At 42.1% G+C, this 23,941-nt stretch carries 16 protein-coding genes and 1 tRNA gene; 9 read left to right on the top strand and 8 right to left on the bottom strand.

Translation table 11 applies throughout. The annotated features are described in order from the left end of the window. Window positions 1-64 precede the first annotated feature (64 nt). Together AACM45_RS07145 and hppD are read right to left on the bottom strand one after the other, a co-directional pair. Window positions 65-1,222 carry a homogentisate 1,2-dioxygenase gene (locus tag AACM45_RS07145; protein ID WP_339141688.1) on the bottom strand — a complete coding sequence of 386 codons (1,158 nt, stop codon included), beginning with the start codon at window positions 1,220-1,222 and terminating at the stop codon, window positions 65-67. Window positions 1,223-1,300: 78 nt separating this feature from the next. After that, on the bottom strand, window positions 1,301-2,434 hold the full coding sequence (hppD, locus tag AACM45_RS07140; RefSeq protein WP_339141687.1) for a 4-hydroxyphenylpyruvate dioxygenase: 1,134 nt from the start codon (window positions 2,432-2,434) through the stop codon (window positions 1,301-1,303). Window positions 2,435-2,623: 189 nt separating this feature from the next. On the opposite strand from hppD, the gene AACM45_RS07135 reads away from it, so the two are divergent. Then, a complete protein-coding gene (locus tag AACM45_RS07135) occupies window positions 2,624-3,079 on the top strand; it encodes a MarR family winged helix-turn-helix transcriptional regulator (RefSeq protein WP_339141686.1) in 456 nt (151 codons plus the stop codon). A 660-nt stretch (window positions 3,080-3,739) separates the two neighbouring features. Here AACM45_RS07135 and AACM45_RS07130 read toward each other — a convergent pair. From AACM45_RS07130 to AACM45_RS07115, 4 genes are all read right to left on the bottom strand, one after another. Then, window positions 3,740-5,428: a sulfatase-like hydrolase/transferase gene (locus AACM45_RS07130; protein WP_339141684.1), complete on the bottom strand. Its 1,689-nt coding sequence runs from the start codon at window positions 5,426-5,428 to the stop codon at window positions 3,740-3,742. 11 nt (window positions 5,429-5,439) lie between these two features. Continuing rightward, a complete protein-coding gene (polA, locus tag AACM45_RS07125; protein ID WP_339141683.1) occupies window positions 5,440-8,283 on the bottom strand; it encodes a DNA polymerase I in 2,844 nt (947 codons plus the stop codon). 168 nt (window positions 8,284-8,451) lie between these two features. After that, window positions 8,452-9,759 (bottom strand): hypothetical protein, encoded by a 1,308-nt coding sequence (locus AACM45_RS07120; RefSeq protein WP_339141682.1) that lies wholly within the window; start codon window positions 9,757-9,759, stop codon window positions 8,452-8,454. Window positions 9,760-9,980: 221 nt separating this feature from the next. After that, complete coding sequence (locus AACM45_RS07115) at window positions 9,981-10,964, bottom strand: isoaspartyl peptidase/L-asparaginase family protein (RefSeq protein WP_339141681.1); 984 nt, start codon at window positions 10,962-10,964, stop codon at window positions 9,981-9,983. 28 nt (window positions 10,965-10,992) lie between these two features. Here AACM45_RS07115 and AACM45_RS07110 point away from each other — a divergent pair, with 28 nt between their 5' ends. The 3 genes from AACM45_RS07110 (at window position 10,993) to AACM45_RS07100 (ending at window position 13,410) form a co-directional block, all read left to right on the top strand. Then, window positions 10,993-11,742 (top strand): copper homeostasis protein CutC, encoded by a 750-nt coding sequence (locus AACM45_RS07110; RefSeq protein ID WP_339141680.1) that lies wholly within the window; start codon window positions 10,993-10,995, stop codon window positions 11,740-11,742. A gap of 53 nt (window positions 11,743-11,795) precedes the next feature. Continuing rightward, window positions 11,796-13,022, top strand: coding sequence for a metallophosphoesterase (locus AACM45_RS07105; protein ID WP_339141679.1), 1,227 nt, complete (start codon window positions 11,796-11,798; stop codon window positions 13,020-13,022). Between the two features lie 91 nt (window positions 13,023-13,113). Then, window positions 13,114-13,410 (top strand): thioredoxin family protein, encoded by a 297-nt coding sequence (locus AACM45_RS07100; protein WP_339141678.1) that lies wholly within the window; start codon window positions 13,114-13,116, stop codon window positions 13,408-13,410. Between the two features lie 74 nt (window positions 13,411-13,484). Here AACM45_RS07100 and AACM45_RS07095 read toward each other — a convergent pair whose 3' ends face one another. Further along, window positions 13,485-16,832 (bottom strand): DUF2723 domain-containing protein, encoded by a 3,348-nt coding sequence (locus tag AACM45_RS07095; protein WP_339141677.1) that lies wholly within the window; start codon window positions 16,830-16,832, stop codon window positions 13,485-13,487. A 167-nt stretch (window positions 16,833-16,999) separates the two neighbouring features. On the opposite strand from AACM45_RS07095, the gene AACM45_RS07090 reads away from it, so the two are divergent. The 4 genes from AACM45_RS07090 (at window position 17,000) to infB (ending at window position 21,817) form a co-directional block, all read left to right on the top strand. After that, a tRNA-Gln gene (locus AACM45_RS07090) sits at window positions 17,000-17,071 on the top strand. Between the two features lie 245 nt (window positions 17,072-17,316). After that, on the top strand, window positions 17,317-17,778 hold the full coding sequence (gene rimP, locus AACM45_RS07085) for a ribosome assembly cofactor RimP (RefSeq protein ID WP_339141676.1): 462 nt from the start codon (window positions 17,317-17,319) through the stop codon (window positions 17,776-17,778). Window positions 17,779-17,790: 12 nt separating this feature from the next. Continuing rightward, complete coding sequence (gene nusA / locus AACM45_RS07080; RefSeq protein WP_339141675.1) at window positions 17,791-19,023, top strand: transcription termination factor NusA; 1,233 nt, start codon at window positions 17,791-17,793, stop codon at window positions 19,021-19,023. A 43-nt stretch (window positions 19,024-19,066) separates the two neighbouring features. Further along, window positions 19,067-21,817, top strand: coding sequence for a translation initiation factor IF-2 (infB, locus tag AACM45_RS07075; protein WP_339141674.1), 2,751 nt, complete (start codon window positions 19,067-19,069; stop codon window positions 21,815-21,817). A 51-nt stretch (window positions 21,818-21,868) separates the two neighbouring features. Here infB and AACM45_RS07070 read toward each other — a convergent pair whose 3' ends face one another. Then, the gene (locus AACM45_RS07070; protein WP_339141673.1) at window positions 21,869-22,252 is read right to left on the bottom strand and encodes an SPOR domain-containing protein; all 384 of its coding nucleotides are present in this window, start codon (window positions 22,250-22,252) and stop codon (window positions 21,869-21,871) included. A gap of 311 nt (window positions 22,253-22,563) precedes the next feature. Here AACM45_RS07070 and AACM45_RS07065 point away from each other — a divergent pair, with 311 nt between their 5' ends. After that, window positions 22,564-23,925 (top strand): c-type cytochrome, encoded by a 1,362-nt coding sequence (locus AACM45_RS07065; protein ID WP_339141672.1) that lies wholly within the window; start codon window positions 22,564-22,566, stop codon window positions 23,923-23,925. The last annotated feature ends 16 nt before the right edge of the window (window positions 23,926-23,941 follow it).

Here is a 23,941-nt window from a genome sequence, read left to right as displayed (position 1 = left end):
GTAATTAGGGGCTTTACGGAACCTGTTAAAGAACCCGCTTCTAAATATTAACATCTAATTTCTTTTATTCCAACCACGATTTATAATACTTACCATCATCGATTTTTAGGGCATTTTCGGTTAGTTGCAGGGGTTTGAACGTATCGATCATCACGGCGAGTTCTTCGGTTTCCCTTTTGCCGATACTGGCTTCATAAGTACCTGGATGGGGTCCGTGGGGGATTCCTGCGGGATGCAAAGAGATATGCCCCGGGCCAATACCCGTCCTACTCATAAAATCACCGTCTACGTAATATAGCATTTCATCAGAATCGATATTGCTGTGGTTATAGGGTGCTGGAATGGATTTCGGGTGGTAATCGTACAACCTTGGGCAGAACGAACAGATAACAAAAGCGTTGGTCTCGAAGGTCTGGTGTACTGGCGGCGGTTGATGGACCCGCCCGGTTATCGGCTCAAAATTATGGATGGAGAAACCATAAGGGTAATTGTAACCATCCCAACCTACCACATCAAAGGGATGTGTGGCGTAAACCAAATGGTGCAACATACCCTGTTTCTTGATTTTCATCACGAAATCCCCTTTTTCATCAAAGGTCTGCAAGTTCTGTGGTAGCTTGTAGTCACGTTCACAAAATGGGGAATGTTCCAATAACTGCCCGAACCAGTTGCGATAACGTTTTGGGGTATAAATAGGGTGGAACGACTCTGCATATAGAATCCGGTTGTCGTCAGAATCGAATTCGATTTGATAGATCATTCCCCTGGGAATAATCAAATAGTCACCATATTCAAACGGAATATCACCTAAAAAGGTCTTTAAGGTGCCTGTACCCCGATGAATGAACAGCATTTCATCGGCATCGGAATTCTTATAAAAATAAGAGGTCATCGATTTTTTTGGGGCAGCTAGACCAATGTGAACATCGTTGTTCACCATCATAGGTTCGCGGGACTCTAGAAAATCATCTTTAGGGGCAACATCGAACCCAATTAACTTTCGGGAGGTAATGTTCTTGGCCACGGCGATTTTCGGACTCATATCCAAGGCTTCACCAATCTCCTTTACCTGTGTAGGACGATGTACGTGATACGATAAAGAAGACATGCCATCAAAGCCAATGGTTCCAAATAACTGTTCGTAATACAGGCTACCATCGGGCTTTTCAAATTGGGTATGTCGTTTCTGCGGAAACTTCCCTAGTTTGTGATATATGGGCATAGTTTTGTTTTAAAGTTCAAACTCAAGGATCAAATTCAAGTTCAAAAACGTTAAACATTAAACTTCTAAACTACGTTTTTAATGTAATGTCCCCCTTAATTGTTGCTCAAGTTCAATAGCCTCGAATAGTGCCTTAAAGTTACCTTTTCCAAATGATTGTGCGCCTTTTCTTTGAATGATTTCAAAGAACATCGTAGGTCTGGGCTCTATCGGTCGTGTGAATATCTGCAACAAATAACCTTCATCATCGCGGTCAACCAATATTCCAAGCTCTTTTAACGGGGCAATATCTTCATCAATTTGGCCTACCCGGTCGGTGACTGCATCGTAATATGTATCGGGAATGGTCAAGAATTCTATACCACGGCTTCTTAAATCACGAACTGTTTTAATGATGTCATCCGTAGCAACCGCAATATGTTGCACGCCTTCGCCTTCGTAAAAATCCAAGTACTCCTCCACTTGCGATTTCTTTGCACCTTCGGCCGGTTCGTTGATTGGAAATTTAATCCTACCATTGCCGTTGCTCATCACCTTGCTCATTAGGGCCGTGTATTCGGTAGAGATATCCTTATCATCAAAAGATAGGATATTCACAAAGCCCATCACCTTTTCATAAAATTCTACCCAATGGTTCATGCGGTCCCAACCTACGTTACCGACCATATGGTCTACATATTTCAATCCGGTCGGTGCGGGATTGTAATCCGGGGTTTCCCATTTGGTATAGCCTGGTAAAAAAGTACCTTTATAGTCTTTGCGTTCCACAAAAATATGAACAGTCTCGCCGTAAGTGTAAATACCAGCACGAACCACCTTTCCATTTTCATCTTCTTCCGTCACGGGCTCCATATATGACTTAGCACCTTTAGAAACCGCAGTTTCGTATGCATAAGTGGCATCATCGACCCATAGGGCCACCACTTTTACCCCATCACCGTGGCTGTCGATATGCTTGCCGATTTCAGTGCCACTTTTTAAAGGTGAGGTGAGTACCAGACGTATTTTATCTTGGATCACGACATAACTTTCGCGGTCTTTTAGGCCGGTCTGTAGGCCGGCATAGGCATACGATTGAAAGCCAAAGGCGGTCTTATAAAAGTGCGCTGCTTGCTTAGAGTTACCAACATAGAGCTCAATATAATCAGTGCCGTTGATCGGCATAAAATCTTGGGCCTTGTCATGAAGTTTTGGTAGTGCGGTCGTATCCATTGAAATCTATTTTAGGGAGCTATTAAATTAAAATTGTTGTTGATGCAACAAAAATACGTAATTTTGAAATACAAAAAGACTTTTGATTATAATTTTTCAAGGGTTGTTTGAGATGGGATATACGGCCCCACGAATTATTATTTTCAAGTATTTTGACATGACACGATATGTCATGGGTTAATTTAAACTATGCTCAATCAAATAGATAAAATACAAGGTATTGGCTTACATTTAGATTTGGTCTTGCGAAAAATACAAGAGGCTTATTTGCGCAAGTTCGAAGCGCTTGATATCGAAATGACTATTGAACAATGGGTAATTCTTCATCGTATTTCGCAGTTGGGCGATGCAGCCTCGCAGGCTGAAATCGTAAAATCGAATTTTAGGAATCGTGCGACCACATCAAGGGTTATTGGCGGGCTAGAACGTAAAAGTTGGATAAAAAAAACGCGTTTTGAGGGGGATATGAAACGTTTTAAATTGGAGTTGACCTCAAGGGGTAAAGCGTTGATTGCATTGATTTCCCCACATGCTGACCAATTAAGGGCACAGGCCATTAAAGATTTGGATATCATGGAATTTGAGACCTTCTTGAGGGTCTTGGATCAAATAGGCGAGAATTATGAATCGTCTGTAAAGCGTTGACCTCTTATTCCTTCCCATAAAAAATAGCTTTGTTTCCTTTACTTTTCAGAGGTGTTCCATTCTTCCATTTGAGATAAAATAACGTGAGTTCGAAGTAACAGTAGATCCAAAAGAAAACAACTGTCAACAAAAATTGACAGTTGTAACCCCGAGCGCAGTCCAGAGCTTGAAAGAATGTACATTTAAAGAGAGGTTTACACTGCGCCTGTCTGCCGACAAGGTAGGCTCAACTTGACATAGCTTACAAATCGCGAGAAAACAGTGATAGGTTTCTTACGTCGAACTCATGTTAAAATAGCACAGAAATCGGAAAACTTTGATGTTTTCAACACATTGCTTTTGATGCAATTTTGCGCGCTCTGAAATAGAAAATACAACGTTATGAAATTAAAACATTACCCTAGCGTATGGCAGGCTCAACCTTTTTCAATGGAACTATTCGCACATTTTGAGGAAGCCGCACGTTTACAAAACAAAGAAGTTGTTCTAAAAAGAAAAAGGTTGGGAAAACAAACAAAAACAAAATCAAGGTTCACTTTTGGTTTTTGGTAAGACCAAAGTGCACGAACCCTATTGGATGAAGCTTCCCCTTTCTCTCTGAAAACCTTCTGAAGGTCGATTTTTTGTAAGAACATGAATAGCTTAAACAGGCTATAGTGTCTATTTGACCTCAAAGGTTTCCATTGCACTTCGTTTATACCCTAACCGATGCGCGACGGCTTTGATCGTGGTGCCGCCCTTAACTGAAAAGGGTTTGGTGTAGACGGTCCAGCCTTCTTGGTCCGCCCCGACAATTTGATATCCAATAGAGGCTCCTTCCGTGGCACAACTAATGGTGATTGTACCGTTGGAATGCTCAAGTTCAGGGTTTGAGGTATTGGGCTGTTCGCCATTAGGCCAAAACATGTCGATAAGTTCTTGCTCTGGTCGAAGGCCAGTGTCATTGATACGGCCTACCCAATTGGAACAAGCCTTTCTTAAAGAGAGCAGTTTTTCTCGATATTCTGGAAGTTGGGCCAAATTGTGTACTTCATATGGATCATTGATTACATCATAAAGTTCTTCTTCAGGTCTTGGTCGTTCAAACCAGAGCGCTTGTGCAACGGTCAATTGGTTTTCTTCCTTTAAGCGCAGTAGCTCTCTCATGATGGGCATGTTCTTTCGATAGGCCACATCGGCATACAATGGCTTTTCAGGATTGTAGTTTTTGATATATCGAAACTGTTTGTCACGTACCGAACGAATGTTATCGGTAAATTCATCAAAACGGTCCGCGGCGCCAAAAATGAATTCTGGTTCCTCGGTACGCAAATACTCGCCTAAAAATGCGGTACCCTGCATGTGGTCGGGCGGTTTGATACCAACTAGGGAAAGCATCGTCGGTGCCAGATCGATAAAGCTGACCATACGGTCGTCTCTCATACCGGCGAATTCCCCATTCGGAAATCGAATGATCATCGGCACTTTGGTGCCACTATCGTACAATAGTCGTTTTTGTCTGGGCAAGGGCCCACCATGGTCGGTATACCATACGACAATGGTACTGTCCAATAGGCCATCCGCTTTTAATTCTTGTAAGATTTTGGCCGTTTGGGCATCCATTTCCAAAATGTTGGAATACATTCTACGCACATCTTTTCGACCTGTTTCGGTATTGGGTAAATACGGTGGTACCGGTACTTCAAGATTTTTGGGTACCCAGAGTGAATCCTTGGCTTTTGCCCAAATCCTTGATTCATGTGTCACACCGATGTTAAAGACCGAGAAAAAGGGTTTTCCCTTGGGCCTATTTCGCCAATGGGCCATATTACTACTCTCGTCCCAAGCGGTCATGGTCTTTCTGAATTGGTAGTCTTCTTTGGCATTGTTGCTACTGTAATATCCGGCAGCCCGTAAATATTCGGTAAACATTTTGACCTCTTTCGGGGGTACTGCTTCGTAGGGAATATTTCCTTCAGGTAGGGCTTTGTAGTTTTGAATGATTTCTTGAGTGATGTTTGCGGCAAACCAAGGCCCCGTACGCATATGACTCGCCCCTATGCTATTGGCATACCTTCCTGTAATAATGGACGCCCTCGCTGGAGCGCAAACAGGATGGGCACTATAGAAGTTATCATAGCATACCCCTTCCGCGGCCAATCGGTTCAAGGTAGGCGTTACAACGGTGCTATCGCCAAAAGCAGGTATGTTCGGACTTTGATCTTCAGCTACGATCCATAGGATGTTGGGTCGAAAATTCAATTCGGGATTCCATTCCGAATCGGTCCTGGATACCTTTGTTGGTCGTTGGGTTTGGGTACAGTTGAAAAGCATACCGATAGCCAAAATATAACAAAAGGCATGTTTCATATTATTTTGGTCTAATGCGCCTCTAACCAATTCTCACCAATACCGACCTCAACATCTAACGGAACGCTCATCGTATACGCATTTTCCATTTCGGTTTTAATAAGGTTTTTCATTTCCTCCAGCTCTGGTTTATAGCAATCAAAGACCAGTTCATCATGTACCTGAAGCAACATCTTGGTTTTGTAATTGCCTTCTGAAAGTTTTTTGTGGATATTGATCATGGCAAGTTTGATAATATCTGCCGCGCTACCCTGTATCGGTGCATTTACGGCATTTCGTTCGGCCGCGCCACGAACAACTTGATTACCGGCATTGATGTCCTTTAAATACCTACGACGGCCCAGCACGGTTTGTACATAGCCATTATCACGGGCAAAGTCAACCTGTTCGCCCATGTAGTTTCTGAGCTTCGGATATGTTTTGTAGTAAGTGTCGATAAGTTCTTTTGATTCAGCTCGTGTTAGGTCGGTTTGGTTGCTTAGCCCAAATGCCGATACCCCGTAAATGATACCGAAATTAACGGTTTTCGCATTGCTGCGTTGTTCACGGGTAACGGCTTCGATTGGCACGTTAAATACTTTTGAAGCCGTCGAGGCATGAATGTCCATCCCATTTTTAAAGGCTTCGATCATGGTATCCTCTTCGCTCAAAGCTGCAATGATACGAAGTTCTATTTGTGAGTAATCAGCTGCCAACAATACGTGGTTTTCATCGCGTGGCACAAAGGCCTTTCGAACTTGGCGTCCCCGTTCGGTACGGATCGGGATATTCTGCAAATTGGGGTTATTGCTGCTCAGACGACCTGTTGCCGCTACTGTTTGCATATAATCGGTGTGTACTCGCCCCGTGTTTGTATGTACCTGTTCTGGTAGGGCATCTACATAGGTGCTCTTGAGTTTGGAAAGCCCTCGATAATCCAATACATTTTGGATGATCTCGTGATCTTTGGCCAAATACGAGAGTACATCCTCTGCCGTAGAATATTGACCGGTCTTTGTTTTTTTCGGTTTGTCGACGAGTTTCATTTTATCAAACAAAATCTCTCCCAATTGTTTCGGGGATCCAATGTTGAATTCAACTCCCGCGGCCTCATAAATACGTTGTTCCAAGTTTTTGATATCATTATCGAGATCCTCGGAAAGTGAACCCAAGAACGCTTTATCCAAATTGATACCTTCGCGCTCCATATCGGCCAAGACCCGCAATAGTGGTATTTCGATGGATTCAAATAATTTTTCCGTTTTCGCTTCAGCCAGTTCAGGACGAAAATGGGCTGCCAATTGCAATGTGATATCGGCATCCTCTACGGCATATTCCGTTTGTTTTTCAATGGGGACATCACGCATGTTCAATTGGTTCTTCCCTTTTTTGCCGATGAGTTCAGTAATGGAAACAGGGGTGTAGTTCAGATAGGTTTCTGAAAGTACGTCCATGTTATGCCGCATATCAGGGTTGATAAGGTAATGTGCCAACATTGTATCAAAGAGTTTTCCCTTCACCGCTATACCATAATTCTGCATTACTTTGATATCATACTTTAGGTTTTGCCCTATTTTTTCAATGTTTTCCGATTCAAAAAAGGGACGCAATTGCTGTAATAAGGTATTAACGCGTTCTTCATCTTCAGGAAAGGCTACATAAAACCCCTTGTTAGCACTCCAACTAAAGGCAATACCCACCAATTTGGCATCAAGTGGGTTTATCGAGGTAGTCTCGGTGTCAAAACAAACCGACGCCTGTTGCATCAACTTGTTCAAAAACAAATTCATGGCGGCACCTTCAGTGACCAATTGGTAAAAGTGCGGTACTTCTGAGATGGTTTTTCGACTGTTGACATCTTTAATGGTTGCTGCCGCTTCGGCTGGGTCACCACCAAATAATGTAAATTGTCCGCCACCCGCCACTTTGGCCTTTTGAGTTTCTTGCTTTGCCGTAACCGTATTCGTAACTTGGGTAACAGGTTCCGTTTCACCGGAAAATATTTTGATAAACTGCTCTTTTAGCCTTCTGAATTCAAGTTCTTCAAAAACCTCTTGTACCTTCTCGGCATCAGGTTCGCACATTTCATAGTCATCTGCTTTGAAGGTAACCTCGCAATCCGTTTTGATCTCGGCAAGCTTACGTGATAAACGACCAAGTTCGGCGTTGGCCTCGACTTTCTCCCTCATTTTGCCCTTTAATTGATCGGTGTTGGCAAGTAGTCCTTCCATATCACCAAACTGCTCTAGAAACTTTTTAGCCGTTTTATCACCTACACCAGGTAGACCGGGTATATTATCACTGGCGTCACCCATCATGCCCAAATAGTCAATGACCTGTTCTGGGCGTTCAACGCCAAAGCGCTTTTGTATTTCAGGAATACCCCATATTTCAATACCATTGCCCATACGAGCTGGTCGGTACATGAATATATTTTCTGAGACCAATTGCCCAAAGTCCTTGTCAGGGGTAACCATGAAAACCTTATAATCTTCTTTTTCGGCTTGTTTCGCCAAAGTGCCGATAAGGTCGTCCGCTTCATAGCCTTCTAATTCCACTACGGGAATTTTCATTGCCTTCAAGATATTCTGAATATAGGGTATGGCAATTCGAATGGCATCGGGCGTTTCGTCACGATTGGCTTTATAGGCCTCAAATAGTTCAGTACGTTCTACACTTCCACCTTTATCGAATGCGACGGCCAGGTGATCGGGCCGTTCACGTTTGATAACATCAAAAAGGGAGTTCATGAACCCCATGATCGCAGAGGTATCCATCCCTTTTGAATTGATCCTTGGGTTTTTTATAAGTGCATAATATCCCCTGAAAATAAGGGCATAGGCATCAAGCAGAAAGAGTCTTTTTTGATCGGACATGAATTAAAGTTTGAAATATGAAATTAGAAGTACGATTTTTTAAATGTACAAAGTTTATGCAAATGGGCAGTGTTATATAACGGGGTTTAGGCTTGACTTTTCTAGGACCAAAACATGCTATAAAATTTAACATCATTATTTTTCAAGATGTTAGCCCCGCGATTTCTGTCAATTCTTGGCCGAAATGTAAAAGGGAATAGTCCATTTACGACGGTTTTGGCCCTCAAATATTTTTTCGACCCCTAAGGTGTGCGTTCCGTTCGACAAGCTATCGAGGTCGATGTAAGTAACGATTCCAAATTGTCCCGTATGGGGGTGGTCACTTTTTAAGAAAGATACCTCGACAGTACGGCCGTTAATGGTCACCGATTGGTTTTTGGCATAACAGGCTAGGTAGGTATCCCTTCTTTTTTGACGCTCGGTGTCGTCAGGAAGTTGAAAAGTGGGGAAATCGGGAATAGCACACTTTGCCTCAAAAATGGTTTTCTCGTGTTTGAAAATGGGAATGAACAATTGCAATACCCTGTTTTTGATGGTACCCGCATTGATTTCAGGTGCCAATAGAAAATCGGTTCCTACATTGTTATCCGCATAATAATAAGCATGTTTTTTTGAGCTGTCGACGGGCACGTCGTAATTGATAAGGTAATCATAGTTTGAGCGAACCAACTGTACTCCACCAAAAATAGTGCCTATGAAAAGCATGAACAAAATCATTTTTATGAGCCCCTTTTTTCTTTTATAGTTAGATCCAAAAATCATGCTTATTTGCAAAATACTTTTTGGGAAAGGGCCATAAAGTATTTTTGCTCCCCATTTCGAGTACAAAAAGTAAAGCTCTTGTATTTTCTCATGTGATCTGAATTTTTTGGTATTGGCTATTGAGGTCAAAATACTTCCATAAACGATATAGCCAATGAACAGCCCCAAAGGAATCAATAAAATCCATTCTGGTACCACATCTTTGGCCAGATTGTATAGGATAAGATATACTGTGGCAATCACCGTAAAATTGAGATAGATAAGCATGATGGAAAACGCCGCTGAGAACGTAACACTGCATAATTCATCAATTTTGGTGATGCTTACCGATAATTTCGGGAGCATTTGAAGGGTTTTTTCGGTGTAAATAGGCGAATAGGCACTATCTTCTAAACTGTAATCGGGAAATACGGAATTCAAACCCACCAAGCCGATCCAATAGGCCCTTAAGGCAAAGTGTATGCTAAACATGGCCGCCAGAACCCCTACGGCGAGATAACCACTAACAATAATGGCATAAGCGACCAAATATTGATTGGGGTTCAAGTAGTCTATAAACTTGGTCAAAAGCCAATCAATACCCGAAAAGGATTTTAAAATGGCAAAAATGGCAACTGCCGATACCAAAAGTTCCGCTTCCCAGCTTTCATTCTTCAGGCGTTGAAGCCAGTTTTTATCAACAGGATTTACTTCGGTCTCCATTTGATCGGACATTTTTTAAGGTTTAAAGCACGAATTTTAAAAATAGGAAAAACGGATGAAAGCCAACTAATGTGAAAATCATGATCCCCATTTTGTAAAGCAGGTTTTGAGGTACTACTTATTTTATTTTGGCATTTAAGGTATGGTAAGGGTGGCATGGTCTTTCGATAGTGCCACTTTTCAGTGGAACACCTTCATCGCTATCAAACGAAATGGGGATGGGGTACCTTAACTTAAAAGTAGCTTTGTGATTCAATGTTTTCATGTCCTTCCGGTGAATAGCGACGGTAACTAAATCCAGAATGGATGCAATAGCCTCCCGTTTCGCCGTTTTTGTTCATGGCAATAAAACCGATTTGAAAGTCTTTTCGATTTTTGTTCTTTTCGATGATACGCCTTACCCCTTCTTCACAGGCTTCTTGTGGTGATTTGCCTTGACGCATCAATTCGACGATCAAGAAACTTCCAACAGTACGCACAACTTCCTCGCCCACTCCCGTTGCCGTGGCACCTCCAACGGCATTGTCAACGAACAAGCCGGCCCCTATAATAGGCGAATCCCCAACCCGTCCAGCCAATTTGTAGGCCATACCGCTCGTAGTGCAACCGCCTGAGATATCCCCGTTCTTATCGATGGCCAGCATTCCGATGGTATCGTGGTTTTCAATATTTATGGGTGTTTCATAGTTGGCCGTTTTCTTCCATTCCAACCATTCCTGTTTTGATTTCTCGGTGAGTAAATTTACTTTCTTGAATCCTTTTTCATAAGCGAATTGTTCCGCACCCTTGCCTGCCAACATCACATGTGGGGTTTCTTCCATAACTTTTCGTGCCACTGAAATGGGGTTGGCGATATTTTGCAAAGCTAATACGGCACCACAATTTCCGGCTGCGTCCATGATGCAGGCATCTAAGGTTACATTGCCATCGCGGTCTGGTCGACCCCCGGTACCAACGGTTTGGTTATTGACATCATCTTCTTCGATTCTGACACCATGTTCGATGGCGTCTAATGAACTACCATTTTGGTAAAGGATTTCCCATGCCTTGGCAGAGGCATTTTTAAAGTCCCAAGTACAGATGACTATAGGTATTACAGACTTTTGATCCGGTATGGCCTCCACTTTCTTTTCGTCTTTACACGATGCTAAAACGGGAGCCGTGAGCATGCCGGCCGTTGTTAGCCCCGATTTCTTGATGAATTTGCGTCTTCGCATGTTTGGGTTGTTTATTTTTAAACTTTAAATGGGTTTTTTAACTAAAGATAACAATATGTTGATAGAGGTTTGCTGTAATTCTTTAGAATCGGCCATTAATGCCGAAAGGGCCGGTGCTGATAGAATTGAACTATGTGTTGCCTTGGGTGTAGGGGGTGTTACCCCCTCACATGGGCTTATTCAATTGGTCAAACAAGAAGTTTCGATTCCCATTCATGTCTTGATACGACCGAGAAGCGGTCACTTCGTGTATTCTGAAACTGAATTCGAAGTGATGTTGAACGATATTCGCTTTTGCAGGGAGATGGGTGTCGAAGGTATTGTCTCAGGAATTTTAAACCGAGATCATACCCTTGACATGGAACGAATGAAAATAATGATAGGACAGACCGGATCATTACATTTTACCTTTCATAGGGCTTTTGATTGGATCGCCGACCCTGAGACCTCCCTTTTGCAATTGGAAGATATGGGTGTAAATACTATTTTGACCTCAGGGCAACAGGCCACGGCGTCACAGGGAATTACCATGCTTAAGCGACTTAAGGCCAAAAGCACTAAAACCACGATAATGCCCGGTGGGGGTATTCGTATTGAAAACATCGTAGATTTCATGAAGGCAGATTTTAAGGTAATCCACTTTTCGGGCACTACGTTCACGAATACCGTTGACATCGAACACAAGATTTCAATGAATTCGCAAAAGCATTTGGTAGAAAGCCAAGTAGCGGTCACAAATGAGCAAACCGTTCGTCAACTTGTACGATTCGTTAAATAAAAATCAAAAAACCGGTATAAGGTTTTAAAGGAATAAATTTGTAAAAAACTACTATGCTTCGTTGGATCATCTTTCTTTTCATTTACTCCGTTCTGGGTTTTTATGCCCTACAGGCTGTAAAGACGGTATCAAGATACCCTTGGTTACAGTACCTTTTTATCTTACTTTCCCTAGCGGTCATTGGTAATTTCCTATATCAGTTCATGGGTACGGATGAGGGCAGGGTACTAAGTAGGCCTAAAAGTTACGCTTTCGGATTTTTATTGGCCATGTTGTCTTTTCAGTTGATTACCATCATCTTTTTATTCGGTGAAGACATCTTCAGATTGTTCGTGGGTGCTTACCAAAAAGTTTTTGGCACTGAAAAAGAATTCAGTATTCCCTCAAGAAGAAGGTTTTTGAGCGCAATTGCGTTAGGCATAGCTGCATTACCCTTTGGGGCCCTGTTGCTGGGCATGTACAAAGGTAAATACAACTATAAGGTATTGAGGTATGAATTGGAGTTCGATGATTTGCCTGAGGCCTTTGATGGATATCAAATTACACAAATTTCTGATGTGCATAGCGGCAGTTTTGATGATCGCAAGAAGGTGGCCTATGGTATTGAGCTGATCAATAGCCAGAAAAGCGATGTTATCTTGTTTACAGGTGATATGGTCAACAACAAGGCGGAAGAGATGAGACCTTGGACTGATTTGTTTGCACAATTACAGGCAAAAGATGGAAAGTACTCGATTCTCGGCAACCATGACTACGGTGATTATGTATCATGGGACACGGAACAAGGGAAAAAACAAAATCTTGAGGATTTAAAAACGATGCAAAAAGAAATGGGGTTTGATCTGTTGTTGGACTCCCATCGCTATTTAACAAAGGGCAATGACAAGATTGCCCTGGTCGGAGTTGAAAATTGGGGTAGGGGCAGTTTCAAAAAAGCAGGGGACCTAAATCGTGCCAAAGTAGGTATTTCAAAGGATGATTTTAAAATTTTAATGAGTCATGATCCGTCACATTGGGAAGATGTGGTCATCAACGACGATTATCATTTTCATTTGACCTTGAGTGGGCATACCCATGGTATGCAGTTTGGCATCGAGATACCAGGTTGGGTGAAATGGAGTCCAGTGAAATGGCGTTATAAATATTGGGCAGGCATTTATAAAGAATTGGGCCAGTATATTAATGTGAACAGGGGCTTTGGTTTTATAGGTTACCCTGGTAGGGTCGGTATTTGGCCCGAAATTTCGGTAATTACCTTAAAAAAGAAAGGTTTAACTTGAATTTAACCTAAATCAGTAGCCTGCAGGGAATACACAATGCACCATTTTAACAATTTTTCTTACTTTTGAGTTGTTAAATAACCATGTTACCATGTCAAAATTTGGTGAACTCATAGATTTGCACATTCCGGTATTGTTAGACTTCTATGCCGATTGGAACGAACAGTCCACTTCAATGCATCCCGTGCTGCGAGACGTCGCGGCCGCGCTTGGTGATAAAGGGAAGGTCATTAAAATAGACGTTGATAAAAACAAAGAACTTTCACAAGCTCTTCGAATTAAGGGGCTACCTACCCTTATGATCTACAAGAAAGGGGAGATGGTATGGCGTCAAAGCGGGGAGCAAGATGCCAATACCTTGATTGGCATACTCAATGAGTATACTTGAACATAAACTTCTTAATTCCTTGATTTTCGATTTCAATGACACTAGTATTACCTAGGTTTCAAGTGTCCCTACACTTATTCTTCCACCGAAACCGCATCTTGAACCGCGGTTATGGTATCCAATGGTATACTGTCTGTAACCATAGAGTCTTGTAGGTCTGGGTCTATTGCTCTCGGTTCACTCAAATATTCTTGATCTTCCTCACCAATGAACTGTGAGAATTTATCAATGTACTCATTAAAAATGAGGGTTTCTTTTTCCGCTAATTCCCTATCTTGATTTCTGATTAAAATATCTATGTTTCTTCGATAGGCCTCCATTTCGGTCAAAATATTCTCAAGTTTATCATATTGCTCATTCCGAGGTATGCCTGCATAATAGCTCAGCCGTTCTTGATAAACGGTTTTCAACTTTTCAAAAAGATCCCTTGCCTTTTGCTGCTCACCAACCTTGTAATAACCATCTACAAACGGTTCGACAAAAGCATAAAAACCAAAATGTTCGAAAGGCATGTTTGTCATGGCGATGGTAATGACGTCCTTTGCTTTTTCTATCTCGTTTTCGGCTATAAGTTGCTCCATCAATCGGGCTAGATTACCTCGAAATGACAATCCTTGTGAGCGGGTTTGCGGATCATGATAGATGTCGGCACTTGAGGCATTGCCCCATTCCCATTTTTTGACGATGCCATACATGAGGTCGGTATCTATCCTTCCCATTTCATAGGGACTTTCATTCTCGGTCTTTATAGGAACCAGCTTATAGACCAGACCATCTAGTTGAAGGTATTCTTTCATCCAGATATATTCCGCTTTGTCGAAACTTCCACCTGAAAAGTAGATGGGGCGTTTCCAATCGTTATTCGCGATGATATCAAGCATGAGGATACGATTTTTTGGCAATGCACTCTGAGGAAGATCGATATCAATATAATCTAAAATCAAATCTTGGTCCTCTGGTTTCACCAGTCCGCTTTCCAATACGTTTTTCTTATTTACGGGTACTCGAATTTTATTGGTTGGGTAATATACTATTTCTTGGGTGCTCTTCGGATAGGCGCTGATATCACGCCCCTGTTTCTCGAATAAATGTTTGAACTTGGTTTGGGGTTTATCGCTCCCGATCCAGTTCATAAAGTCTTTGATATTCCATCGACTTTCCGTGATTGCTTGATAATATACGGCATCTCGAGTGCCATATCGGTATTTGTCATGGGTCAATTGTGAGGGTATGGGATCGCTTTCGTATGCTTTTCGTTTCATTTGATCGATATACCAATCCGTTGCAAAAAGGCTCGTGTTAACAATGCGAACATCGGTACGATGCCCTTCAATATCTTGGGCATACCAAAGAGGGAAAGTATCGTTGTCACCAATGGTGAACAGAATGGCCCCTACATCTTCTTGACAAGAGTCTAAATAAGCTTTTGCGGTGGATCTAGCGGTATACCGGCCAGACCGGTCATGGTCATCCCAGTTTTGAAATGCCATTAGAAACGGTACGGCTGCCAAACATAAAACCGTAACGACAGGAGCCGCTAATCTAGGCTTCAATAGTTTTTTTACTTCGTCAAATAAACCATAGACCCCAAGGCCGATCCAAAGGGCAAAAATGTAAAAAGAGCCAACGAGGGAATAATCACGTTCACGTGGTTGAAAAACATATGGATTGGTGTAGAATTGAATCGCAATACCGGTGAACAGGAAAAATACAAAAAGTACCCAGAAAAGTTTTGGGTTGCGGGCTATCAAAAATACAATACCGATGATCCCTAAAAGCAGTGGTAGAAAAAAGTAAGTGTTACGTGCCTTGTTGTTTAGAACATCAGTGGGTAGGTTTTCTTGACTGCCCAATCGAATGTTATCAATGGCATTGATGCCACTAAGCCAATGCCCGTTCTCGTCGTAGCGCCCTTGCACATCATTTTGCCTACCCACAAAATTCCACATGAAATACCGCATGTACATGTAACCAAATTGAAATTCGAACATGTATTTGATATTGTCCATCAGGGTGGGGGGCAATACATCTATATAGTCACCAAATTCCCTAAAAAACTGAATGTATTGGTCGGTGCCGATCTCGCCGGCGGCATCCATTTGTTTGAATTGGGTCACGGCATCCCGTAATTGGGTCTCAGAGATGTACTCCGACTTGATTTTAAAGTCAAGTCGCCCAAAATAACGCATGTAATTTTCGGCATGCTGTTCACTCCATAAACGGGGTAAAAAGCCAACATGCTTTTCGTTGGGCCCTTGCATGGCATCCTTATAATTATTGACGATAACATATTTGCCCAATTTTTCGTCCTTTTCATATTTGGGCTTATCATCAATATCGTCTCCCGGGCCTGCGAAGGTATTTGAATAATAGGCTCCATAGAAGGGACTCTCAACACCTGGATACTGTTCCCTGTTGTAATACGCCAATAAAGACCGTGCGTCTTCAGGATTATTCTCATTGACCACGGTTTGTGAATTGGCCCTTATGGGCAACATCAGCCATGATGAAAAACCAAGGATCAAGAACATAAAGCACAACACGATGGTGTTGGCGTGATAGTAATTGTTTTTTCTGGTATATCGTAATGCAAAGTAGAAAACGGCTACGAAGATCAGCCCCATGATTATGGTTCCAGAATTGAAGGGAAGTCCAATTTCGTTAATGAAGAACACTTCACTCCACCCGAACAATTTTAGAATATAGGTCAGTGAAAATTTATAAACCAACATTAATAAACCGATTACAATGGCATTGGCAATAATGAAATTTTTGACCGTGGTCTTTTTATATTTTTTAAAGTAGTACAACAATCCGATGGAGGGAATCGCCAAGAATCCCATAAATTGGATACCAAAGGTCAGACCGATAACAAAACATATCAACAATAACCATTTGTTACCGCGATCATCCTCCAAACTGTCGGTCCATTTGAGCCCCATCCATAATAACAAGGCCATTATAAGACTTGCCATGGCATAGACCTCCGTTTCAACGGCGTTGAACCAAAAACTATCAGAAAAGGTGAATGCCAGGGCACCTACGAGGCCACTACCAAAAATCGCCAGGGCCTTATGGTTTGATAGGTTGTCTTTTTTGACGACCAATTTTTTAGTGAGGTTGGTGATGGTCCAAAACATAAACAAAACGGTAAAGGCACTTGACACTACTGAAACCGTATTCACCATTCGCGCAATTTGCGTGTTTTCAAATGCGAACATGGCAAAGAACGCCCCGATCATTTGCAGTAGGGGTGCTCCCGGTGGGTGGCCTACCTGAAGATTGGCTGAGGTCGTGATATATTCACCTGCATCCCAAAAACTTCCGGTGGGTTCTACGGTAATGAGGTAGGTTATCAAGGCAATGGAGAAGGACACCCATCCTAATATAGTGTCCCATTTTTGAAAATCTTTCGCAAACATGAAATTTGTGCTTTACCAATCGGGGCGAATTTACCAAATAAAATAGAGAAGCAAACCCATTTTTCTAAAACCTTTAACAGGTCATTTTCGATTGTTTTGTTCGATTGTAACCATTTTTATTTGGCGATATAAAAGTTTGTTTTAAATTTGCACGCTCTTAAAGGTAATGGCCCATGGTGTAATTGGCAACACAGCTGGTTTTGGTCCAGTCGTTCTAGGTTCGAGTCCTAGTGGGCCAACAAAAAAAATTCCGGTCATTTTGATTGGGATTTTTTGTTTAACCTTGATTTTGCAAACTATAGAATTATCGTATATTTGCAACACTGAACGGATATAAGTATTCATGAGGGGACTTCGAGTCCCCTCTTTTATTAGTGAAACTTGTCGAAAAACATTTTTTTAAATGTATTGCCGAAGCACTGTTGACACTGATTTTTGTGGATATGTGTATTGATTCGTGAAGGGATAAAAGATTGTTTTTTGCATGTTTAAGGAAAAAGTTACCGGGTTACTGACTCATGCCTTAGGGCAACGCGAAGACTTGTTTTTGATTGATTTTACCATAGGTGTCGGTAACAAGATCAATATTGTGTTGGATGGCGACAACGGTGTAAGCCTTCAAGATTGTATGGACATCAGCCGGGCCATTGAGCATAATTTAGACCGTGAAGAACAAGATTTTTCACTTGAGGTAGCCTCTGCAGGTGCTACAACACCTTTGGTATTGCCTCGGCAGTACCAAAAGAATATAGGTAGGAAATTAGAGGTGAAAACGGTAAGTGAAACTATTGAAGGTAACTTGACCTCGAGCAATCAAGAAGCCATTACGTTAGAGTGGAAGGCCAGGGAGCCCAAACCAGTAGGTAAAGGAAAGCATACGGTTCAGAAAAAACAGGAAATTGCTTTTTCTGATATTAAAGAAGCAAAAGTTGTATTAAAATTTTAAATGTAGACCACGATGGAAAACATGGCGCTTATTGAATCCTTTTCAGAATTCAAGGATGATAAGTTTATTGATAGGGTGACCTTAATGGCAATTTTGGAAGATGTATTTCGAAATGCCCTAAAAAAGAAATTTGGTTCTGATGATAATTTCGATATTATTATCAATCCGGATAAGGGTGATTTAGAGATTTGGAGAAACCGTATCGTTGTTGAAGATGGAGAGGTAGAAGAACCCAATGAGGAGATATCATTATCGGAAGCCAGAAAAATCGAGCCGGATTTTGAGGTTGGCGAAGATGTATCAGAAGAAGTAAAATTGATGGACTTAGGCCGTAGGGCCATTTTAGCCTTACGTCAAAATCTGATCTCTAAAATCCACGAACATGACAATACCACCATCTATAAGCAATTTAAAGATTTAGAAGGTGAAATTTATACGGCTGAGGTACATCACATAAGACATAAAGCGATTATCTTATTAGACGATGAGGGTAATGAGATCATCATGCCCAAAGAACGCCAAATACCTTCTGATTTCTTTAGAAAAGGTGATAATGTTCGGGGTATTATTGAAAGTGTGGAGTTGAAGGGCAATAAGCCCACCATCATTATGTCAAGAACGGCGCCCAAGTTTTTAGAACAATTGTTCTTTCAAGAAATACCCGAGGTTTTCGATGGGCTGATCACTATAAAAAAAGCAGTTCGTATCCCTGGCGAAAAAGCAAAAGTAGCCGTAGACTCCTATGATGACCGTATCGACCCTGTCGGTGCTTGTGTGGGTATGAAGGGATCTCGAATACACGGTATCGTTCGAGAATTGGGCAATGAAAATATCGATGTCATTAATTGGACCAATAACCCACAATTAATGGTGACAAGGGCTTTAAGCCCGGCGCGTGTCTCATCGGTAAAACTGAATGACGAAAAGATGACGGCCCAGGTATATTTGAAACCCGAAGAAGTTTCAAAAGCTATCGGTCGTGGGGGACATAATATACGATTAGCAGGTCAATTGACTGGTTATGAGATAGATGTTTTCAGGGAAGGTGTTGAAGAAGATGTGGAATTAACGGAGTTTTCAGATGAGATAGATGCTTGGATTATTGAAGAGTTCAAGAAAATAGGTCTCGATACCGCGCGAAGTGTTTTAGAGCAAGATGCGGCAGATTTGATAAAACGAACTGATTTAGAAGAAGAAACCGTAAATGAAGTGGTTCGCATTCTAAAAGAAGAATTTGAAGATTAAACTATATATTAGCACCGAAATTTAAAGGGATAGCAAAGTTTTTATGGCAGGAAACCCAACAATACGATTAAACAAAGTTCTAAGAGAATTGAATATCTCGCTAGATAGGGCGGTAGACCATCTGGTGTCACAAGGGCATGACATCGAGGCTAGGCCTACCACCAAAATATCTGATGAGGTATATCAAGTGCTGTTGGATGAATTTCAAACAGATAAAAGTAAAAAGGTTGCATCAAAGGAGGTCGCAGAAGAAAAACTAAAAGAAAAGGAAGAGCTTAGGCTTCAAATGGAGCGCGAGCAAGAAGAGCGACGATTGGCTAGGGAGAAAAGACAAGCCGCCACAGAGGTTATCAAAGGAAAAGTGGAGCTTTCTGGACCAAAAACCGTCGGTAAGATTGATTTGGACAAAAAGGCCCCAGTAGCCAAAGAGAACGAAGTCGTTAAAGAGGAGGCTGCCAAAGAAACAGCAGCCACTGAAAAAACGCCAGAGGTACAACCTGAAGCTTCAAAGGAAGTTGCCCCAGAAGTAGTAAAAGAGGTCAGTAAGAAAGATGAGGAGGCCAAAAAAGAGCCTATTGCCAAAACCCAGCCTGTTAAAGCTGTGGAAGAAGCACCATCAGAACCAGAGGCCATAACGACCAAGTACCAAAAACTTAGCGGTCCGAAAATTACCGGTGATAAAATCGACTTGAGCAAGTTCGATAAACCCAAGAAGAAAAAGGAAGAAGCTAAAAAAGATGCTGCGGGCTCCGCTACAGATCGTAAAAAACGACGACGAAGGATCGTAAGCAATACAGGTGGTAAACCAGGTGCAAACGGACCAAGGGGAAGAGGTCAGGTCGGTAACCGAAGGGGAGGGCAACGCCCCAATACCCCAAAGGTAGAGCCTACCGAAGAAGAAGTACAAAAACAGGTCAGGGAAACCTTAGAGAAACTTCAAGGGAAGTCCAACAAAGGTAAAGGCGCGAAATATAGAAGGGAGAAAAGGGATCAGCACCGTCAACAGACCGAAAAAGATCTAGAGCAACAAGAACTGGAAAGCAAATTGCTTAAAGTTACCGAATTCGTTACGGTAAACGAGGTCGCTACCATGATGGATGTCTCTACCACCCAAATTATCTCTGCATGTATGTCTTTGGGTATGATGGTTACCATGAACCAACGGTTGGATGCCGAAACCCTTTCCATTGTTGCCGATGAATTTGGTTACGAGGTTGAATTTGTGACGGCGGATATTGAAGAAGCAATAGAGGTAGATGAAGATAGTCCTGAAGATTTGAAATCGAGGGCACCGATCGTTACGGTTATGGGGCATGTTGACCATGGTAAGACCTCATTACTTGATTACATTAGGGAAGAAAACGTTATCGCAGGTGAAAGCGGTGGTATAACACAGCATATAGGGGCCTATGGGGTAACCTTGGAAAGTGGTCAGAAAATCACCTTTTTAGATACACCGGGTCACGAGGCATTTACGGCGATGAGGGCACGTGGTGCGCAGGTAACCGATATTGCGATTATCGTAATTGCCGCCGATGATGATATTATGCCACAGACCAAAGAGGCGATAAGCCATGCCCAGGCCGCTGGGGTGCCTTTGGTTTTTGCGATCAACAAAATAGATAGGCCAACGGCAAATCCTGATAAAATTAAGGAAGGCTTGGCGCAAATGAACCTATTGGTCGAAGATTGGGGCGGTAAGATTCAGTCACATGATATTTCGGCCAAAACCGGACAGGGTGTAAAAGACCTATTGGAAAAAGTATTGCTCGAAGCTGAATTGCTAGAGTTAAAGGCCAATCCTGATAAATTGGCCAATGGAACCGTAGTCGAAGCATTTTTAGACAAAGGACGTGGTTATGTAAGTACGATATTGGTACAGGCCGGTACCCTTAAAATCGGGGACTACGTTCTTGCAGGTACCTGTAGCGGTAAAGTGAAGGCCATGCAAGATGAGCGGGGCAAGAATATTAAAAAGGCAGGTCCTGCGACGCCGATTTCGATTCTAGGTCTCGATGGTGCGCCACAAGCAGGGGATAAATTCAATGTGTTGGACGATGAGAAAGAAGCCAAGCAGATAGCCGCAAAACGTTCGCAGTTGCAACGGGAACAATCCGTTCGTACGCAGCGCCATATTACGTTGGATGAGATTGGAAGGCGTATCGCCCTTGGTGATTTCCAAGAATTGAACATCATATTGAAAGGTGATGTCGATGGTTCGGTAGAGGCCCTGACGGACTCTTTCCAGAAATTGTCCACAGACGAGATCCAAGTGAATATCATCCATAAAGGTGTGGGTGCCATTACGGAGTCTGATGTGTTGTTGGCCAGCGCTTCAGATGCCATTATTATCGGCTTTAATGTTAGGCCAATGGGTAATGCCCGTGATATCGCGGATAAGGAGGAAATTGATATCAGGATGTATTCCATTATCTATGATGCCATCAATGACTTGAAAGATGCGATGGAAGGTATGTTGTCCCCAGAAATGAAAGAAGAGATTACGGGTACTGCAGAAATTCGGGAAACCTTTAAAATTTCGAAGATTGGAACCATTGCAGGTTGTATGGTGACGACCGGAAAGATTTTCAGAAACTCGCAAATCAGGTTAATACGTGATGGGGTGGTCATCTTTACTGGTGAACTCGCTTCATTAAAACGTTTTAAAGATGATGTCAAAGAAGTTTCGAAAGGGTATGACTGCGGATTGCAGGTCAAAAATTATAACGATATCAGGGTAGGTGATGTTGTTGAGGCCTTCCAAGAGGTCGCCGTGAAGAAAACGTTGAAATAAAGATTAAAAAAACCCGCTTTTGCGGGTTTTTTTAGTTTTACGTATTTCTTGTTACTTTGTGCTTTGCTCCGGTTTGAGCAGCATCGCATTCGGGTATTTTTTCCGAACTTCTATGTACTTTCTTTCCGCTTCCAAGGGGTCCCTGAATTTTCCCAATCGTACGCGATAGGTCGGCTCTTGAAAACGTATCTCTGAAAACCACCCAGGAAATTCGACTTCTACCTGATTAAGTAATCTTTGTGCGTCACTATCCTTCGTTTTAAAACCCACTTGAATCTGATAATAATCGACTTTAGAATTGACGGATTTGTATACTTCGACCAATTGTGCGATTCTCGGATCTTGTTCAAGGTTGATCGTTCCCTCTTGGGCCGATATCAAACCAGCGAAAAGTAGGGTAGACGCAATGGCTGTAATACTTCTTTTGATAATCATCTTTTTTGGATGTTACAATGTGTGACAAAAGTAAATTTTTAAGGCTTAAACAAAATCAAAATATGTTATTTAGAATTGTTATAAATTATATATTATAAATCCATTAACATTTAAAAAAACACCGCTGTGTCGTATTTTTGTCAGCAATTTATGGGACGGTGAAAGCCTGTATTTGTTCATAAATATAGTAAATATCGTGCCAAAATTCTGATAGCAAAGGCGTTAAGGTGAGTTTGTATTATTTCCGTTAACAGGAATTCAAAACAAGGACAAATATCATTTTTGGCTCCAAAAGAAATAACAAGTATCAAATGAAACAGGTTTTAAACCGAGTGCAGTTTTCAAAAGTTTTTGGTCTTAGTTTACTATTACTTTTCCAATTAGTTTCAGTTACAATACATGCGCAAGAAGAGGCGGCGGCAGAAGAAACGGCTGCCCCGGCGGGTGATGTCGCTGCAGGTAAGCAATTATTCAATCAGAATTGTGCTGCTTGTCATGCGTTGAATAGAAAAATGACCGGTCCGGCATTGGCCAATGTCGAGCAGCGTTTATATGAGGATGAGGGTCTTGGTAAGGAATGGTTGTATGCTTGGATCAAGAATAGTGCCGGAATGATTGCTTCCGGTGACGCCTACGCCAACAAAATCTATAACGAGTACAATCAAGCGGCGATGACCGCTTTCCCTACCCTTTCGAATGCTGACATCGATAATATATTGGCTTACACCGCCGCTCCACCGCCAGCACCTCCAACTGCGGGGCCTGATGTTGCAGGTGGTACTCCTGTGAGTGGTTCGGGTAGTGGTATTTCCAATGAAATAGTGCTTGGCGCCTTGGCCTTGGTGTTCGGGCTATTGGTCGTTATGCTTTTCTTGGTCAACAATACGTTGAGAAAGATTGCAGAGGCCAACGGAGTTGAAATTGTTAAGGCGGATGCGGAGAAAAGAACGCCCATTTGGAAGGCTTTCGTGCAAAATCAATTTTTGGTTTTCTGTTCGGTGGTCGTATTGCTTTTGGGTAGTGCTTATTTTGCCTATGCCTGGATGTCGCAAATCGGGGTGGATCAGGGTTATGCCCCCATCCAACCTATTCACTACTCGCACAAGATACATGCGGGTGACAACAAAATAGAATGTAAGTATTGCCACTCTTCCGCAAGGGTCTCGAAGCATTCGGGTATTCCCTCGTTGAACGTTTGTATGAATTGTCACAAGTCGATTTATGAATACACGGGCAATCCTGAAGGGCCAAGTGCCGAAGATTTGGCAAACGGGTACACCAATGAATTCTACACCAAAGAGATTAAGAAATTATATAAGGCCGTAGGTTGGGATGAGGAAAATCAAAAGTATACTGGCGAATCGCAGCCAGTGGAATGGGTTAGAATCCATAATCTTCCTGATTTCGCCTATTTCAATCATTCGCAGCACGTTTCCGTCGGAAAAATTGAATGTCAGACCTGTCACGGTCCCGTTGAGGAAATGGAGATCATGTACCAATATTCCCCATTGACTATGGGCTGGTGTATCAATTGTCACCGAGAAACAGAGGTTCAGGTCGCTGATAATTCGTACTACGAAAAAATTCATACAGAATTGTCGAAGAAATACGGTGTTGAGAAATTGACGGCAGCCCAGATGGGTGGATTGGAATGTGGTAAGTGCCACTATTAATTAAATAAGAAGTTAT

Origin of the sequence: Croceitalea sp. MTPC5 (assembly GCF_036985505.1) — a bacterium.
In the GTDB taxonomy this organism is placed as follows: domain Bacteria; phylum Bacteroidota; class Bacteroidia; order Flavobacteriales; family Flavobacteriaceae; genus Croceitalea.
Note: the sequence above shows the minus strand (reverse complement) of the source record. Positions and strands in the feature narration are given on the sequence as shown.